We start from the raw sequence: 17,022 nt of genomic DNA on the forward strand, positions 1-17,022 counted from the left end.
GGACTTGAAGAGGAGTTCTGCATCAAGCGGCTCATGCGCCATGCTCCGTATTGCAACTTTGAGTATATCGTGCGCAACTGTTTCCGCAATGTTTATGACACGAGTGCGCCGAAATCGGAATGTGCCGTACCGAAGATGACGATAGATATTGAAAGACTGCGCACGTTTCTTAACGTGAGATATGCCTTCAGAAAGAATGAAATCACTAACGACTGCGAATATAGAGAGCGAGACAGTTTTCTCTTCTCGTGGAAATCGGTCACGAAAGAGGTGCTCAACACTATTACGATCAATGCAAAGGCTGAAGGAATAGATGCGTGGGACAAGGATGTGAAGCGATTTATTGAATCATCGTTCACAGAGGAATACGACCCGATTGCCGACTGGATATCGTATCTGCCCAAATGGGACGGAGAGGACCGTATTGATAAGTTTGCCGAGAGGGTGAAAACGGACAATCAGGACTGGGTGAAGAACTTCCACTTGTGGTTTATCGGTATGGTAAGTCAGTGGATGCGCACAAACTCCATGCACGGTAATTCACTTGTTCCGCTGCTTGTAGGTGAGCAGGGCGATGGAAAGTCAACGTTTTGCAGAATGATCATTCCCGAAGAGCAGCAGATTTATTTCACTGACAGGGTGGATTTCACGAAGAAAGAGGACGCAATGAAGGCTTTGAGTCGTTTCATACTGATAAACATAGATGAATATGACAGTATTTCAAAACGTCAGACAGCGTTTTTGAAGTACATGTTGCAGGCGGTGGACGTGAAATATCGCAATCTCTATGAGAGCATCACGCAGCAGCACAAGCGATATGCAGCCTTCATCGCTACGACCAATAATCCCCAACCATTGATAGACTACACCGGTTCACGACGATACATGTGCATCAGAGTCAAGGAGCGCATAGACACAAGCACGGCGGTGAACTACGAACAGATGTATGCTCAGGCAGTAGCGGAAGTGAAATCGGGAGCGAGGACCTATTTCGACAACGAGACGGAACATAAGATTCAGATTGACAATGCCGACTTCCTACAGATTGACTGCATGGACGACATCTTCTTCGAGATGTTCCATCGTCCGTCCAAGGATGAAAAGGCTTTGCGACTTACGGCAACGGAGATTGTGCAGCGGATGAAGATGAAGTATCATAACATCAGCATCAACAACAGTAACATCATGCGTGTGGGGCATATTGTGACACGCAACAAGTTCAAGTTGACAAGGGGAAAGTCCCGCCGATATGATGTTGCGACAAATGACACAGTGGTGACACTTGAATAATGCAGATAGGGGATGCAACATACTGATAATCAGAACATAGACACTACGACACTGGCATTTTTGAAAAACTCTATGTGCGTGCGCGCGAGGATGGGTGTTAAAGATGGGTTGAATGGGCTAGGGGGGAGTTGATTAATCAGCGGGAGATGTTGTTCTTGTGGTTTGTCTGCGTAAATCTGCGAGATCTGCGGGAGGCACATTGGGGTTTCTTTGTGCCGATAGTTTGAGTACTCTTGCGTGAATATTCTCCCGCAGATTACGCAGATCACGCAGAGAGGAATGCAGCAAGCTGCATTATTACGCAGAGAAAGACAGTTTGGTAGTTAATGTGGTTTTTGTGTTTTGTCTGCGATTATCAGCGTGATCTGCGAGAGACATTGGGGTTTCAGTTGCGCAATAACTTGAGTACTCTTGCGTGTTATTCTCCCGCAGATAGCGCAGACGAATGCAGCAAAGCTGCATTATATCGCAGAGAAAGACAGTTTGGTGAGGTTGTGAGGTTAATGTTGTTTTGGGTTTCGTCTGCGTAAATCTGCGAGATCTGCGGGAGAATAGGTCGTTCATGTGAAATAGGACTGATGAAACTTTGGCTAACACGGCATACATGATTTCATTGCACGCATGAAAAAATACGAGTACTTTTGCATAAAATTCAGCGGCGCTCGGCAAAACATTCAAGCTAGCTTGATGATTTTGCTCTCGTTTGCAGAATTTTTGCCCCTGTCATTTGAAAATCAGGTGACTGGGCTTAATGAAAGGAGGAACATTATAGGTGTGATGCTTTCAGCAAGTCTCAAACAGTAAAAAAACAATTTAAAACGAAAGGAAAAAGAAACATGCTGAATTACAAAATTTACATGAACAAAAACAAAAAGAATCTGAAAACCTATAACAAGTTTTACGCTCGTGCCGTCTATCTCGGAATAGCTCAACTTGATGACATGGCAGGAAAGATTCAGGCAAACTGCTCAGTTAAAAAGAGTGATGTGCTAGCGGTACTCACAGAACTTGCCGAGGTGATGACTGCCGAACTTCAGGAATCAAAGGTCGTAAAGATCGCAGGGCTAGGTTCATTCAAACTCACACTAANGTGTGTTGGCGCAGATAGCGTTAAGGAGTTCTCACCAGCCAAGAANATCAAAAAGGTNAACATCCGCTTCTGTCCAGAGGCACATGTAGACGCAGGTTCAAAGACACGCACAAAGGCATTGGTAACTGGTACGAAGATGAAGGAGTACGCAGAGTACAACAAAATCAANACTGCATCAGCTGCAGGTGATCCAAACGGCGGAGTAGTAAAGCCTTAAACATCGTTCCCCCTCTGCTGCGCATCAGAGGGGGATTTGTTTTAACACACAAACAACGAATTAAAAACAGAACAAAATGGAAAAGAACAAAGTAAACATTTCATGGATAATCAAGATAGTAATCGCTATCGCTTCAAGTCTTCTAGGGTTGCTCGGAACGCAACAGAATGAAACACAGGAATAGCCAAGTGAGCTATCACGATTTCAACGACTTAATTAAAATTATAACCAACTTGATATGGTTAATTGCAGCGCTCACAGCGCTACTTAGCTGCACGGTATGGATTGCAGGATAACAAGAGAGGGATGCGCTAAAGCGCATCCCTCTTAATCGTTTATGGGGTCTCGTAGATAATGTGTTGTTTGTTTTCTCGCAGATAGATTGAGTACTCTTACGTGAATATTCTCCCGCAGATTACGCAGATTACGCAGACGAATGCAGCGGGGCTGCATTATTTCGCAGAGAAAGACAGTTAGGTGAGGTTAATGTTGTTTTGTTGTTTTGGGGTTTGTCTGCGATTATCTGCGTAATCTGCGAGAGATACTGGGGCTTCTTCTGTGTATATAGATTGAGTAAGTTTGGATGTGTATTCTCCCGCAGATAGCGCAGATGACGAAGAGGAATGCAGCTTTGCTGCATTTATTCGCAAATGTTTGTATTTTAAAGTTATTGTATATTATCAGCGTGAATCAGTGTGTAAATAATTAGTGATAAAATTTGGTAGTAGATTAAAATTATGTAACTTTGCGTTTAGAAGTTATTCTCAGATGAGATAAATATCTGAAATTAAAATGACCATGAAACAGTTCTACTTACACACCAGACAAATAAAGATTCATGTTAGAATTATAAATCATGAAAAAATGCATATAACATTTTTGGCAATGGTGTTGTATTTCTTCGTTTTACCAATTTATGGCGTTCATCATGATATAATGATTGGGAGCACTAAAGACTCAACCATATGTGAACAGCCTGATACACTTCCTTATTTTTCCAAGGAAGGGATTGCATATCCTGAATATCTACAAAAACAATTTATGAAAAAGGCTAATAAAGATTTTTATCCTTTTCATATAATAATGAGTTTTGTAGTCGAAAAAGACGGACGTGTTTCAAATATTATAATAAAAACACCAAAGCAATCGAGATATTCCAGTCAGTTAAGAAAAATCATAAATAATATGGGAAAATGGAAACCTGGTTCAAAAGATGGTAAAACAGTTAGATGCAGACTTTACTTTAACGCCTATATCCATTAAAGATTAATGTAGAAATGAACATAAATATAACGGTTTTAATGCTCTCTATTAAGAATAACACGTATATTTCTACAAGTAGTGAACAGCTTAAAAATACAAACAAAATAGCTTATGATAAAAACAAAATCTTTATTATTGAATGTTGCCATATCTTTGGTTGTATTGGCATGTGGAATACTTATCGGCAAGTTTCTTCCCTCAACTAAGCCCAAAACGCCCAAGATTACAAAATATGTATATTATGGAGAGATTAATACGGGATGTAAAACCCCTATGCCACCACTAGTTCATCGTATTAGTCGTTCTGACATTTTTAATAAACTTGGTGGGGTGCCAAATGTTGCTACTGCTTATGAAATAAGTAATGCAATATTTATTCGTACATTTGGTAAAGATAAGATAAATTATTCCACGCCTTTTAGGATAGAATTACAAGATGGTTATATATGGAGTATAGAGGCGCAATCACTAAAAACACCACTTTTGCTTTTTTACAATATTAGAATTGATAAACGTAATGGTAGCATTGATAGTTTGTTCGTAGAAAAATAAAAAATAGCTTATGATGAAAACTAAATCTTTATTTGTGAAAGTTCCTATATTTTTGGCTATATTGGTATGTGGAATAGTTATAGGGAGGTATCTTCTCTCAGCTAAGCCTGAAGCACCCAAAATAAAAAAATATGACTATGTGGGAAAGATAAAAACAGGATTTCCTCCTGAAAAACTACAATATCATCATTTTACTAGCATCAAAGAGGTTAATAAATTTGGTGTGGTACCAGATGCCGCTACTGCTTATATTATAGCTAAAGCTATATTGCGTGCTACATATGGTAGAGAAGATAATATAGATTATTCCATACCTTGTACTATACAATTACAAGATGGTAATGTCTGGAGTGTTGATGCAGCATATAGTAGGGATATGTTTACGACATGTTATAATATTGCAATTGATAAACGTGATGGTCATATCGTAAACTTGAGCGCAGAAATATAATATGGTTTCCCGCAATTGTATTTCTCTGCGTAAATTTGCGTAATCAGCGAGAGACATAGGGGTTCCTTTGTGCATATAGATTGAGTACTCTTGCGTGTTATTCTCTCGCAGATAGCGCAGAGAATGCAGCAAGCTGCATTATATCGCAGAGAAAGCCAGTTTGTAGTTAGTGTTGTTTTGGGGTTTGCCTGCGTAAATCAGCGAGATCAGCGGGAGACTTATTGGGATAAAAGTAATCTACGCTACTGTGTATACTATATTACTACTCTGAGAATGTCACATTTATTGTTATCATATATTTGAATTCTGACATAATAATAGTATCTTTGCACTATGACATAAAGGAAACTGATAATCAATAATCATGAATGGCTGAATGTCGTTATTCTTGATATGTTAACTTGATATGATAGTGGCAGATTGCACTATATATAGCAGTGTAATCAGTAGGAAAATAGGGCATAGATATATAATTTATAGTCTAATTTTGTGTTGTACAAAAAAAGCTTACTAAGAATTATAATCAATTAATAAATCAGTTCATAAAGAACCACTGAATATATAAAAGACTTTAATGATGGAATTAAAAACAATCACGAAAATGTACTTCATGGACAGTAAAATAAAATGTATATATGTGTCCCTTTTACTGCTTTTGCTAAGCTCTTGTGGGAAAAATAAAGATGTCTCAGAATTTGTAGTAGATCATCCCTACGAAACTAAAGTGGAGTATATGAAAGACACAATCAAATTAACAGATATAAGTCTTAATGATCCCAGTGAGAATCGTTCTTATATATGGGTGAAAAAGAAGGGACAGTACTATTCTAATGGAGAGTTAATGATGTCAACAGAAGAACATACAGAATATTTTTCCACACTAATGTATAGTGAATCACCAATTAAAGGAGTGTCCATGATTCGTAAAGAAGGTAAAAATTTATATTCGTATAAAACATATTTAGAAGTGGCACCACATCATTGGGAACTGCATAATGCTATTTATTATGATAAATCTTATCGAATAATTAAGTTTCAAGATAAGTTTGCATGTGATTTTATGCTTAAAAAGTAGATTATGAAGAATATAAAGATTAAAATATTTTTAATATTGTGTATTGTCGTTTTGTTGAGTTCCTGCAAAAGAAACAATAGTATTTATAAGCTACATCCGCCATATAAATATCAAGTTGAATATTGTGGTAATAAAATCATTTTAAGTAAAATTAGCAATACAGGGGAGACTACTTCTACAATATGGAAGAAAAGAAACGGGGAATACTTTGATGAAAATAATCGTCTACAAATGTCATTAAAAGACACTAGTTATCGTTATTATCAGAAAGTACATAATGTTAGACATGTAAAAACATCTACATGGATCCGTCCAGAAAATGATAGTCTTTATTCAGCTACAACTAAATATATATGGAATAATTGCTATGATGAATTAAAGTTTGTTGTTTATTATGATAAATCTTATCGAATAAAAAAAATACAGGTTGGAGGATTATATGAGTATCGTAATAAATAGAGAATTATAGATGCTGTTGTAATGTTATGGGATTAATGCCGTAAACAAATGAATTAATCTTGTGTTGTGTTCGACTTGCACAACCTATAAATAAGAACTTCGAGATCAGCGGGAGACTTATTGGGGTTCCTTTGTGCATATAGATTGAGTACGCTTGCGTGTTATTCTCCCGCAGATAGCGCAGATTACGCAGACGAATGCAGCGGGGCTGCATTATTTCGCAGAGAACTGCATTTTGAAGTTATTGGGGGGTGTCTGTTTGGATCTGCGTGAGAATAATCCCAATCATGTTTATATTCCTTTGGCTTTATTAGCTATATATACGCCTGCTAGAATGAGGGCACTACCAATATATGCCATGGTTGTCATTGGCTCATTAAGGAATAGGGCACTTACTATAACGGTCGTTATAGGATTAAGATAAACATAATTTGATGTTTTCATTGCGCCAATCTGTCCGATTGCCCAACTCCATAGCATGAAACAAACGAAGGATGCGACGAAACCTAAAAATAAAAGATTCATCCATATCTCTGGTCTGGCAAGACCTGATAGTGGAAAGTTCCATGGCTTGAAGATGAATACTGGTAGGATCGTTACTAGACCATAGAAAAACACTTTTCTTGTGATAAAAATAGAACCATATCTTGATGATGCCCTTTTCATAAGAATACTGTATATAGCCCAACAGAAGGCTGCTGTGAGAGCAAGAATGTCGCCAAGAGGATTAAGATGTAGTACGAAATGACCATTGAAAATAACTACGCCAACACCCATTAAGGCGGTTAGTGAACCGATGATTAGTCGTGGAGAAGCCTTCACACTCTTAACCATTGCAATGGCGATACATGTCGTGATAAGCGGAGCCGTACAAACAATGAACGCAACGTTGTTGACATAGGTGATGCCTACAGCCATATTCTCTGAAAGAAAATACATCGAACCTCCAGATATTCCAAGCAGAATCATTAAAGCTTCGTCTTTCCAGTTGTCGCACATCAGTTTATGTGGTGATATAAACCAGATACTTATATAAGCAAGAAAAAAGCGTATTACAAATATTTCCTGTGGTTGCAGTCCGCCAAGCAGTAAAACTTTCGTGTTTATAAATGTGCCACCCCAACATAATACTGTTGCTATGGCTATAATATGACCTAATCGTGGCGATTTACTTTCCATCAATACAATTTGTTAATGTTGCCGCAAAGGTACAGTTTTTATTTCTATCTTTTTATATGATATTGAGTTTATCTCATACTTTTACCACAATGCCGCATAATGAATGTATTAATGTAAAGTCTCCTTCATCACTTAATGGCATTGAGAGATTTCAGAAATGCATCGTAATTTGACATATCAAGTTTGCCTGCTGATTTACCAGAGCGAGCCTCTTCAATAGCTTGACGTGTTTCCTCATTTGGCGTATTATATACAGCATCAAGCAGAATGCTCTCTACGTAGTTGTTGAGACTTCTGTTTGCATGTCTTGCCTTAATTTTCAATGCTTCAATCAAGCCTTCATTAAGTCTGAATGCGGTCTGTCTTTTGTTAGTTGAAATTTCTGCTTCCATATTTAATGTTATCTATATGTTATACATGTGTTATACATCTGTATGCAAATATATAACGCTTTTTCGTAATAACAAAGTAATTATGAATAAAAATATGAATTTTAATATTAATTTTATTTGTTATATCTGTACTTCTTAACCAAGAGTGTTTATGTTCTCAAACTTTATAATATAAACAAAATAGGCTAAGAACTAGTTTCTTAATCAACTTTGCCTTTAAAATATTATTTTGTATTCAAAAAAAATGCTACCTTTGCGTTATCTATGATAGACAGACTAACAGTTGAGAAGATTAAGGATGCATCCAATATTGTGGATGTTGTCTCGGAATTTGTTACACTGCGCAAGAGCGGCAGTAACTATAAGGGGTTGTGCCCTTTTCATAACGAGAAGACTCCTTCTTTCTACGTTTCGCCTGCAAGAGGTACTTGCCATTGTTTCGGATGTGGTAAGGGTGGAAACCCTATCAGTTTCATTATGGAGCATGAGCAGATGACTTACCCAGAGGCATTGAGATGGTTGGCTAATAAGTATAACATAGAAATACACGAACGCGAACTATCCGACCAGGAGAAGGAAGAACAGAGCGCACGCGAGAGTATGTTTATCATGAATGAATGGGCTAACGAATACTTTCAAAACTTGCTGCACAATAATGTTGACGGTGTGGCTGTGGGTATGCAGTATTTCAGAAGTCGTGGATTTCGTGATGACATCATCAAGAAGTTTCAATTAGGTTTTGACCTTACAGATAGGTTGGCACTTGCAAGAGCTGCCCTTGCTAAGGGATATAAAGAGGAGTATTTGCTGAAAACAGCGATTTGCTATAAAAGCGATCGTGGAGAAATTGTAGATAGATATTCTGGAAGAGTAATTTTTCCTTGGATCAGTTCTAGCGGAAGAGTGGTTGGATTTACAGCCCGTGTACTTGATAGCAGAACGAAGGGAGTGAACCAGAAATACGTTAATTCGCCTGATTCAGAAATATATCACAAGAGTAATGAACTTTATGGTATATACCAAGCTAAGAAGGCGATAGCCAAAGAAGACAGAGTATATCTTGTAGAAGGACAGGCTGACGTTATTTCAATGCATCAATCTGGCATTGAAAATGTGGTAGCAAACTCTGGTACGGCTTTAAGCATTCAGCAGATTCATACGCTTCATCGTTTCACTAGCAACATTACATTGCTCTATGACGGAGATGCTGCTGGTATTCATGCAGCATTGAGAGGTACTGATATGTTGTTGCTTGAAGGAATGAACCTGAAAGTATTGTTGTTGCCAGATAATGATGATCCAGATAGTTTCGCAAGAAAGCATACAGCAGATGAATTAAAGAAATATATTGAAGACAACTCTACCGACTTTATAAGATTCAAGACTTCATTGCTGCTTGATGGACAAAACGATCCATTGAAACGCTCGGAGGCTATAAACTCAATCGTGGCAAGTATTTCAATGGTGCAAAACCCGATATTGAGAGATACATATCTGCACGACTGTTCGCAGCAAATAGGTATAAACGAGGCTACACTGATTAATCAGATGAATAACATGATCCGTGAACGAAAGGAGAGCGGAGTAATGAGAAACTCTAATATGCCACAACAGGAAACAAATACTGCACAGCCTGGATATGCTGCAAATGCACAGAATGTGGCAGGAACGTCACAGTTGGCAGTCGCTTCAACACAGGTGGAACAACTCATGATACAACTTGTGATAAAGTATGGAGACAGAGTGGTGTTTAATGATGTAGAGGATGAAAACGGAAATGTTTTCGATTTGTCTGTGGCTGAATACATTAACTTGAGTCTTTCTGCAGATGAACTTTCTTTCAATGACCCAACGTATAACGATATACTAAACGAGGCGGTGGAACACTGCGAGGATAGAACGTTTAAGACAGAACCATACTTCGTGCATCATCACGACATCAAGATAAGTCAGATCGCCATAAACATGACAGAGGAACGATTCAAATTATCTGAAAGTCAACAGACAAAGGATGATGACGAAAGTCTGCGTACCAGGATTGAACACTTGCTGCTTGATTTCCGTATGGACTATGTGGAGCAGCATTTAAGGGACCTGAAAAAGCAAATATCAAAGTCTTCGTCTGACTCGGAAACCCTTTTCAAGCTTATGGCTGAATATAAGGACATGACAGAAATGAGAAATGCTCTGGCACGTCAACTGGGAAATAATATAATAGTATAACAACAAGTAAATAAAATCAATTTTATGTATTACATACAGAAAAGTTTTGAAATATCAGCCTCACATCATCTTACTCTTTCTTATGAGAGTAAGTGTACCAATGTGCATGGACACAACTGGCACGTGACGGTATATTGCAAGTCGAAGACCCTTAACTGTGATGGAATGGTTGCTGACTTCAGTGAGATAAAGCATCTTATTCATGGCAGACTGGATCATGCAGACTTGAACAAAGTGCTGCCGTTTAATCCCACTGCCGAGAATATAGCACGATGGATTACCGAACAGATACCTACATGCTACAAAGCCTCTGTTCAGGAAAGTGACGGAAACATAGCTATTTATGAAGAGGATGTATAGAGTTAACGATATATTTTATTCGCTTCAGGGTGAGGGTAGAAACTCTGGAATGGCAGCCGTATTCATAAGATTCAGTGGCTGCAATCTGAAATGTTCATTCTGCGATACCGACTTCTCGGAGTATAAAGAAATGACTTTAGACGATATTCTGGATAGCGTGAAGCAATTAACGGATGAATGTAACGGTAGTGAACGCCCACTCATCGTATTGACAGGAGGCGAACCAACATTGCAGGTTGACGAGGAATTTATTTCAGCTTTCCATGAACTAGGCTATAAAGTGGCAATGGAATCAAACGGGACAAAGGAACCACCAGTAAATCTTGACTGGTTTACTGTTTCGCCAAAGACAAATGTCAAGGTTAAGAAATGCAATGAGTTGAAATGTATTTTTGATGAGCGAATGCTTACAGACACATTTGACATAGAAGCTGATTATTACTATCTGCAACCTTGTGATACGGGTGATCTTATGCGTAATTCTGAAATCACTACTATCTGTATAGAATACATAAAGCGACATCCGAAATGGAGATTGAGTCTTCAGACTCATAAGCTGATTGGATTTAAGTAATACGAAATTTAACTGATTTAATAATATTACCTGAAGAATAGAATAAGTAATGATATATTTCCATTGGATAGTAATAACGGTGTATCTTATTGTTGTCATTCTCACGATGATAGCGGTATTGATGGACAATCGCCAGCCTGCAAAGACCGTTGCGTGGGTGATGGTGTTGTCGTTTATTCCAGCGGTTGGAATCATTATCTACTTCTTTTTCGGACAGAATTTCAGAAAAGAAAGAATTATAAGTCAGCGAAGTCTTGACGAATTGACTAAGCGAAGTATGCTTGAATTTGCCGAACAGCGCAATCTGCATCTTCCTGAAAAATCAAGATCATTGCTAAAGCTGTTTGCAAACCAGAGTATGGCTTTTCCATTTAAGGATAATTCAGTAGACATATATACAGACGGATATGATTTATTCCTTGCTCTGCTAAGGGATATAGGGCGAGCGCAGGACCATATTCATATAGATACTTATATCATAGACAACGACCCATTAGGAAGGCTTATATGCGATGCACTTATTGACAAGGCAAGACAGGGCGTAGAGGTACGCTTTATATATGATGATGTGGGCTGCTGGAGAGTTAAAGATAAATTCTTTGACAGAATGAGGAAGGAAGGAGTGAAAGTGCAGCCGTTTATGCCTGTAAAATTCCCTGCACTCACAGGAAAAGTGAACTATCGCAATCACCGCAAAATATGTATTATTGACGGTGAAGTAGGTTTCATCGGTGGTATGAATATCGCCATGAGATATATAAAAGGTGATGGCGACCGTCCTTGGCGTGATACTCATCTGCGCATTGTGGGTGGAGCTGTTTATGCATTGCAGCGTGCTTTCCTTATCGATTGGTATTTCGTAGACCGAACATTGATAACCGACCATAGATATTATCCGGATAACACCCATCTTGCGGAAAACAATTGTTTAGCCCAATTGGTGACAAGCAGTCCTATTCAGCCTTGGCCAGACATTATGCAAGGATATGTGAAGATATTGCTTGAGGCAAAGAAGTATGTTTATATGGAGACACCTTACTTTCTGCCAACAGAACCAATATTATTTGCTATGCGCACGGCAGCTTTGTCAGGTGTAGATGTGAGGTTAATGGTGCCGATGCATGGTGATTCCAAAATTTTGGAATGGGCATGCAAGTCATATCTTGGAGAGGTTGTAGAGGCTGGCGTGAAAGTCTACCTATACAAACCTGGATTCAATCATTCCAAGATTATGGTGAGCGATGATTATATCTCTACCTGCGGAAGCACGAATATCGACTTCAGAAGTTTTGAGAATAATTTTGAATCAAACATGTTCTTCTATGACACTGAAATGGCTTTAAGAATAAAGAATATATATCTTGAAGACGAAGAACATTGCATTGACATAGAAGAAGTTCGCGATTTCACTCATCGCTCATTTATTCAGAGACTTTGGGAATCGCTTGTAAGACTTTTGAGTCCGCTCTTGTGAAATATACTGAAGTTCACGCTTCCGTAACTTCTATGTTCAACGAAGTAAGGATTCTCTGAGAAATCATATTGCTTTCCGTGTTCAAAGACAAGTAATCCGTCTTCTTTCAGCAGATTGCCTTTCAATATCAAGTCTGGTATTGTTGGTAATTCCTTGAGTGCGTAGGGTGGATCGGCGAATATAAAGTCGAACTGCTGGTGGCAACATCTCAGAAATCTAAACACATCCCCACGAACAAGAATATCATTATCCTCATTAAGTTTAGCGAAGCATTGACGTATAAAACTTGAATGTTCACGGTCGGCTTCAACGCTGATAACCTGTTTGCATCCTCTGCTTGCAAGTTCGAGAGAAATACTTCCCGTACCAGCAAAAAGATCTAGTGCGCTTGCATCTTCAAAGTCAATATATCCCTGTAGCACATTGAATATGTTTTCTTTTGCGAAGTCAGTTGTAGGGCGAGCCTTGAACGTGCGTGGAATGTCGAAACGGCGTCCTTTATATTTACCTGTAATTATTCTCATCTTCCTTTTAAAAATAAAGTCATTAAATCAAATTGCAGTCCCTTTATCTGTGTAATAGGGGCGCGATTGAATTCTGCCGTAGGGTTTACGGCATATATTTTTTGTACGTATTGTTTTAGTTCAGTGGTAAGTTCCTCTTTGTCTGGAATGTTTCCACTAAGATATAATTCGTCTTCACGATTGTCTAGTCCCAACTGTTTCCATACGTAAAGTATGAAATAGGATGCGTCTTTGTGGCTCATGATGTCATAGCTGTTGCAGAAAGTGAATCTGTTTTGTGCAAAGCTGAACAGATCGAGTTGCTTACCTCTGAAATAAGCATAAAGTTTCTTTCTCACTCCGGTAAAGCTGCGCTTGTGCATATAGTTCCAGACAGGTTGCATAAGTGGCAGAATCTTTATATCGCTGAAATGATCAGTAAGCACTAGTTTGATATCTTTGTTTATAGGATATACAGCTACAGCATTCTGCATAGGCAAGACGGTGTTAAGAATTTCGTCTGATTCATGACCAGTGAAAGTGTGGCGAAACAGCAATTCGGAATCTTCATCATCAAATTCCTCAAGTGGAATGAGCATCACGGGAGTGTCTATAAGTACTTGCGCACGTTGAAATCCCTGACTTAGAATAGGACTATTGGTGAAAGCCTCTCTGAGATTGGCTGCCATAGACATTCCACTTCTTACAACATACGGATCATAAGCCAGTCCATTGATGGCTGTGCTGTCTACGATTGCAAACGACATAGAATTGCGCGCTATTCGTAGCGTAACTCTTGGTAGAGTTAGAGGTTTATTGCATGTTTCGTCTGTCATAATTTATATCTGTTTTATTTGTTCAATGTCAAATCTCATTCGTGCTGCTTCTTTAAAAAATCACTGTAGTGTTAATACAGAGGAAACATATCACAACGAGGGAAAGCATACATAAGGATAGAATTAAATTATTAGTGATTTTTAATTTCATTCCGATTATTATATCTATCTTTGTGCTGCAAAGTTACAAAAAAGTTTTTACTACATAGCATTGAGCACAAAGGAATTTATAAATCAAATAGTTATAGAGTTCGGATTCAAGCCTACAGAGGATCAGATGAATGCTCTTGATACGTTTGCCCGCTTTCTTTCAGATCGCAGTCAGCATTGCGTTATGATTATGCGCGGTTCGGCTGGAACAGGTAAGACTTCGCTTGCAGGTGCAATGGTTCGCACTTTTACTAGATTGGGACAGAAACTGCTACTTATGGCTCCAACGGGTAGGGCAGCAAAGGTATTCTCATTGAACAGCGGTATGCCAGCCTTTACGATTCATAGGAAGATTTATCGCGAGAAAAGTTATTCAGGTATTGACGGTAAGTTTAATCTGAATGACAATATGCACAAGAATACTTTGTTCATGATTGATGAGGCATCAATGATAGGTAGCGGAAACGGTTCTCTTAATGGTGATTTCGGTTCGGGAGACTTGTTGTCTGATCTTATACAATATGTATATCAGGGTGACAACTGCCGTATGATGCTTGTAGGAGATAAGGCTCAGTTGCCACCTGTTGGCGAGGATGAAGCACCAGCTCTTAATCGACTTCTGCTTGAAGGCTATGGGATAACGGTATATGAATGTGACTTAAATGAGGTGCTGAGACAGAGTAAGGATAGCGGTATATTATATAATGCCACCATGATAAGGCAGATGATAACGCATGACGAGGCTACTGAATTACCAAAAATTACTTTTACGGGTTTTGCTGATATTGTGATGATGCCAGGAAATGAACTTGTTGAAAGCATAAGTTCAAGCTACTCTGATGTTGGTATTGATGAGACAATGGTTGTTACGCGAAGTAACAAACGTGCAAATATATATAATCAGGGCATAAGAAACACTATTCTGGACAGAGAAGAAATGCTTTGCTCCGGAGATATGCTTATGGTGGTGAAGAATAAGTATCTGGAAACAAACGAACGTCAATTATCGTTCATAGCAAATGGCGATAGAGTGAAAGTGATAAGAGTGAGGAATATACGCGAACTGTATGGTTTCAGCTTTGCTAACGTGATGCTGTCTTTTCCAGATTATGACAATTACGAAATGGAACAGATCGTAATTCTAGACACGTTGATGTCTGAAGCTCCGGCACTGACTCATGAACAGAGCGAAAAACTTTATGAGCAAGTGATGGAAGACTATGCAGATATTCCGCTGAAGCGTGACAGAATGATGAAGCTGAAACAAGATGATTATTTCAATGCATTGCAGATTAAATATGCTTATGCAATAACATGCCATAAGGCACAAGGTGGACAATGGGCACATGTATATCTAGACCAAGGATATATGACTGATGAAATGTTGACACCAGACTATATCCATTGGTTATATACTGCCTTTACACGAGCTACAGATAAATTGTTTCTAGTGAATTGGCCAAAGACGCAAACAGCGTCTATTCCTCAACAATAGGGTATATTTCGATAAACTCTCCCTGATGACGCTTTCCATCGTAGATAATGTCTACAATCTTTTCGCCTACAAGGTCTGGCTCATGAAATCCAGGTAAACGCATTTTTCCGTTAAGATCTGTTGTTGTAGGTCCAGGATGAACACAATAGATTTCTACAGGAACTTTATTTTTATCAAAGTCGAATGCAAACGTCTCTGTCATCACGTTTTGTGCAGCTTTACTAGCCTTATAAGCCAAAGGATTCCAATATGGATTCACGCTTACTGGAACTGTTACATTCACAATTCTTCCTTTATTGTCTGCGATTGTAGGAACAAGTCCTTTCGTAAGATAATATGTTCCTATATAATTCACCTGAACGGTTTCAATAATATCTTTTATGTCTGAGTCATAGCTAGCGCAAGCCATGTCTCCAGGTATGCCAGCATTGTTTATTAGCATAGACAAGTCAGGATGATTACGCTTTATCTCTGCTATAGAATCGTCAAGAGACTTCAAGTCAGACAGATTTATATTCACCCATTCTGCATCTTTTGCTCCAAGATCCTTTAATTCCTGAATGGCTTTCTCTGCTCTCTCCTTGTTTCTGGCACCCACAAGTATATGCCATCCTTTCAAAGCTAAATGTTTACTAATTCCGAATCCAATGCCTTTGTTGGCACCTGTAATAAGAACTTTATTCATATTGATGATATTTATATTATATGTTAGTTTCTTTTTCCGTCAAGATACTCAGCGAAAATGATTGCAGCACTTTCAACTTTTCTCACACATGGACGCTTTTTGTAGTACTCTGCTGTGCGTTCAGATGCCTCGTAATTGGAATGAGCTGCATCTTCCTTGTTGAGTTTCAGCAGGTCTGCACATATAACTGAACCGTTACGTTCTTTGAATTTAGCCAACAGTTCTTGAACAACTTTGTAGCAAGCCGACTTTCCTTCTCTGTCTGAGCCTTCAGTTTGTCCGCAATCAAGTCCGGCAAGAATAACCATTCCCGATACTGCACCGCACATCATTCTCAATCTTCCTACACCTCCTCCAAATCCAGCAGAGATCTTCTTTGCTGTGATATCGTCAAGACCATATATATCTGCAAAGGCAACTACAACACTTTGGCAGCATCCGTAACCTTGCATAAAGTTATCTATCGCCTTTTGTACTCTATCTTCAAGTTCTTTTTCCATCTTTCTATTTTTGCTTTTATTGTGTTCGTTGAAATCACGATCAAAATATCTTATTTGGACTACTGATGGCAAAGTTACAATATTTTGCTTTAAATACAATTTCTTTGTTGCAATTTCTCTGTATACCATTTATATGGTAGATAGGTATGACGTATTTGTGTTATTAATATACCACACGGAAGGTATTGTTTACAAAGGAAAAACGTCCTAACTTTGCAACTGTGAAAATTAATAAATTTATTGTAATTGAAAAT

19 protein-coding genes are annotated in these 17,022 nt (G+C 38.5%); 13 read left to right on the forward strand and 6 right to left on the reverse strand.

Annotation, left to right across the window (positions count from 1 at the left end; genetic code table 11):
• From B045_RS14290 to B045_RS15610, 8 genes are all read left to right on the forward strand, one after another.
• On the forward strand, positions 1–1,290 hold a 1,290-nt coding region (locus B045_RS14290; protein WP_018463178.1), incomplete at its 5' end, for a VapE domain-containing protein.
• A gap of 836 nt (positions 1,291–2,126) precedes the next feature.
• Positions 2,127–2,597: an HU family DNA-binding protein gene (locus B045_RS0105015; RefSeq protein WP_018463180.1), complete on the forward strand. Its 471-nt coding sequence runs from the start codon at positions 2,127–2,129 to the stop codon at positions 2,595–2,597.
• 76 nt (positions 2,598–2,673) lie between these two features.
• The gene (locus B045_RS15605) at positions 2,674–2,781 is read left to right on the forward strand and encodes a DUF6486 family protein (RefSeq protein ID WP_238312169.1); all 108 of its coding nucleotides are present in this window, start codon (positions 2,674–2,676) and stop codon (positions 2,779–2,781) included.
• Positions 2,782–3,395: 614 nt separating this feature from the next.
• Positions 3,396–3,860 carry an energy transducer TonB gene (locus B045_RS0105020; RefSeq protein WP_155951788.1) on the forward strand — a complete coding sequence of 155 codons (465 nt, stop codon included), beginning with the start codon at positions 3,396–3,398 and terminating at the stop codon, positions 3,858–3,860.
• A 111-nt stretch (positions 3,861–3,971) separates the two neighbouring features.
• Complete coding sequence (locus tag B045_RS0105025) at positions 3,972–4,412, forward strand: hypothetical protein (RefSeq protein WP_018463182.1); 441 nt, start codon at positions 3,972–3,974, stop codon at positions 4,410–4,412.
• A gap of 10 nt (positions 4,413–4,422) precedes the next feature.
• Positions 4,423–4,863, forward strand: a complete 441-nt coding sequence (locus B045_RS0105030) for an NTF2 fold immunity protein (protein WP_081618593.1) — start codon at positions 4,423–4,425, stop codon at positions 4,861–4,863.
• 610 nt (positions 4,864–5,473) lie between these two features.
• The gene (locus tag B045_RS0105035) at positions 5,474–5,938 is read left to right on the forward strand and encodes a hypothetical protein (protein ID WP_154650107.1); all 465 of its coding nucleotides are present in this window, start codon (positions 5,474–5,476) and stop codon (positions 5,936–5,938) included.
• A 231-nt stretch (positions 5,939–6,169) separates the two neighbouring features.
• Positions 6,170–6,397 carry a hypothetical protein gene (locus B045_RS15610; protein ID WP_238312171.1) on the forward strand — a complete coding sequence of 76 codons (228 nt, stop codon included), beginning with the start codon at positions 6,170–6,172 and terminating at the stop codon, positions 6,395–6,397.
• A 291-nt stretch (positions 6,398–6,688) separates the two neighbouring features.
• On the opposite strand, the gene B045_RS0105045 is transcribed toward B045_RS15610, so the two are convergent.
• Together B045_RS0105045 and B045_RS0105050 are read right to left on the reverse strand one after the other, a co-directional pair.
• The gene (locus tag B045_RS0105045; RefSeq protein ID WP_018463186.1) at positions 6,689–7,576 is read right to left on the reverse strand and encodes a DMT family transporter; all 888 of its coding nucleotides are present in this window, start codon (positions 7,574–7,576) and stop codon (positions 6,689–6,691) included.
• Between the two features lie 128 nt (positions 7,577–7,704).
• A complete protein-coding gene (locus B045_RS0105050; RefSeq protein WP_018463187.1) occupies positions 7,705–7,968 on the reverse strand; it encodes a hypothetical protein in 264 nt (87 codons plus the stop codon).
• Between the two features lie 264 nt (positions 7,969–8,232).
• Between B045_RS0105050 and dnaG the strand changes: the two genes are divergently transcribed.
• The 4 genes from dnaG to cls are packed head-to-tail and all read left to right on the forward strand — an operon-like array spanning position 8,233 to position 12,599.
• Positions 8,233–10,191, forward strand: a complete 1,959-nt coding sequence (dnaG, locus tag B045_RS0105055) for a DNA primase (RefSeq protein ID WP_018463188.1) — start codon at positions 8,233–8,235, stop codon at positions 10,189–10,191.
• Positions 10,192–10,215: 24 nt separating this feature from the next.
• Complete coding sequence (gene queD, locus B045_RS0105060; RefSeq protein WP_025883993.1) at positions 10,216–10,551, forward strand: 6-carboxytetrahydropterin synthase QueD; 336 nt, start codon at positions 10,216–10,218, stop codon at positions 10,549–10,551.
• Positions 10,535–11,125 carry a 7-carboxy-7-deazaguanine synthase QueE gene (locus B045_RS0105065; RefSeq protein ID WP_025883994.1) on the forward strand — a complete coding sequence of 197 codons (591 nt, stop codon included), beginning with the start codon at positions 10,535–10,537 and terminating at the stop codon, positions 11,123–11,125. Before queD ends, B045_RS0105065 begins: the two co-directional genes overlap by 17 nt.
• Before the next feature lie 49 nt (positions 11,126–11,174).
• On the forward strand, positions 11,175–12,599 hold the full coding sequence (cls, locus tag B045_RS0105070) for a cardiolipin synthase (protein WP_026234344.1): 1,425 nt from the start codon (positions 11,175–11,177) through the stop codon (positions 12,597–12,599).
• On the opposite strand, the gene B045_RS0105075 is transcribed toward cls, so the two are convergent.
• Both B045_RS0105075 and B045_RS0105080 read right to left on the reverse strand, forming a co-directional pair.
• Positions 12,551–13,123 (reverse strand): RsmD family RNA methyltransferase, encoded by a 573-nt coding sequence (locus B045_RS0105075; protein WP_018463192.1) that lies wholly within the window; start codon positions 13,121–13,123, stop codon positions 12,551–12,553. The genes cls and B045_RS0105075 overlap by 49 nt on opposite strands.
• The gene (locus B045_RS0105080; RefSeq protein WP_018463193.1) at positions 13,120–13,938 is read right to left on the reverse strand and encodes a DUF3822 family protein; all 819 of its coding nucleotides are present in this window, start codon (positions 13,936–13,938) and stop codon (positions 13,120–13,122) included. Before B045_RS0105080 ends, B045_RS0105075 begins: the two co-directional genes overlap by 4 nt.
• Positions 13,939–14,149: 211 nt before the next feature.
• Between B045_RS0105080 and B045_RS0105085 the strand changes: the two genes are divergently transcribed.
• Positions 14,150–15,583, forward strand: coding sequence for an ATP-dependent DNA helicase (locus B045_RS0105085; RefSeq protein WP_018463194.1), 1,434 nt, complete (start codon positions 14,150–14,152; stop codon positions 15,581–15,583).
• Here B045_RS0105085 and B045_RS0105090 read toward each other — a convergent pair.
• Together B045_RS0105090 and B045_RS0105095 are read right to left on the reverse strand one after the other, a co-directional pair.
• Positions 15,567–16,268, reverse strand: coding sequence for an SDR family NAD(P)-dependent oxidoreductase (locus B045_RS0105090; protein WP_018463195.1), 702 nt, complete (start codon positions 16,266–16,268; stop codon positions 15,567–15,569). The two genes, B045_RS0105085 and B045_RS0105090, sit on opposite strands and share 17 nt — an antisense overlap.
• A gap of 23 nt (positions 16,269–16,291) precedes the next feature.
• Positions 16,292–16,768 (reverse strand): C-GCAxxG-C-C family protein, encoded by a 477-nt coding sequence (locus B045_RS0105095; protein WP_026234346.1) that lies wholly within the window; start codon positions 16,766–16,768, stop codon positions 16,292–16,294.
• Between the last annotated feature and the right edge of the window lie 254 nt (positions 16,769–17,022).

It is taken from the genome of Segatella paludivivens DSM 17968 = JCM 13650, assembly GCF_000373185.1.
Taxonomy (GTDB): Bacteria; Bacteroidota; Bacteroidia; order Bacteroidales; family Bacteroidaceae; genus Prevotella; species Prevotella paludivivens.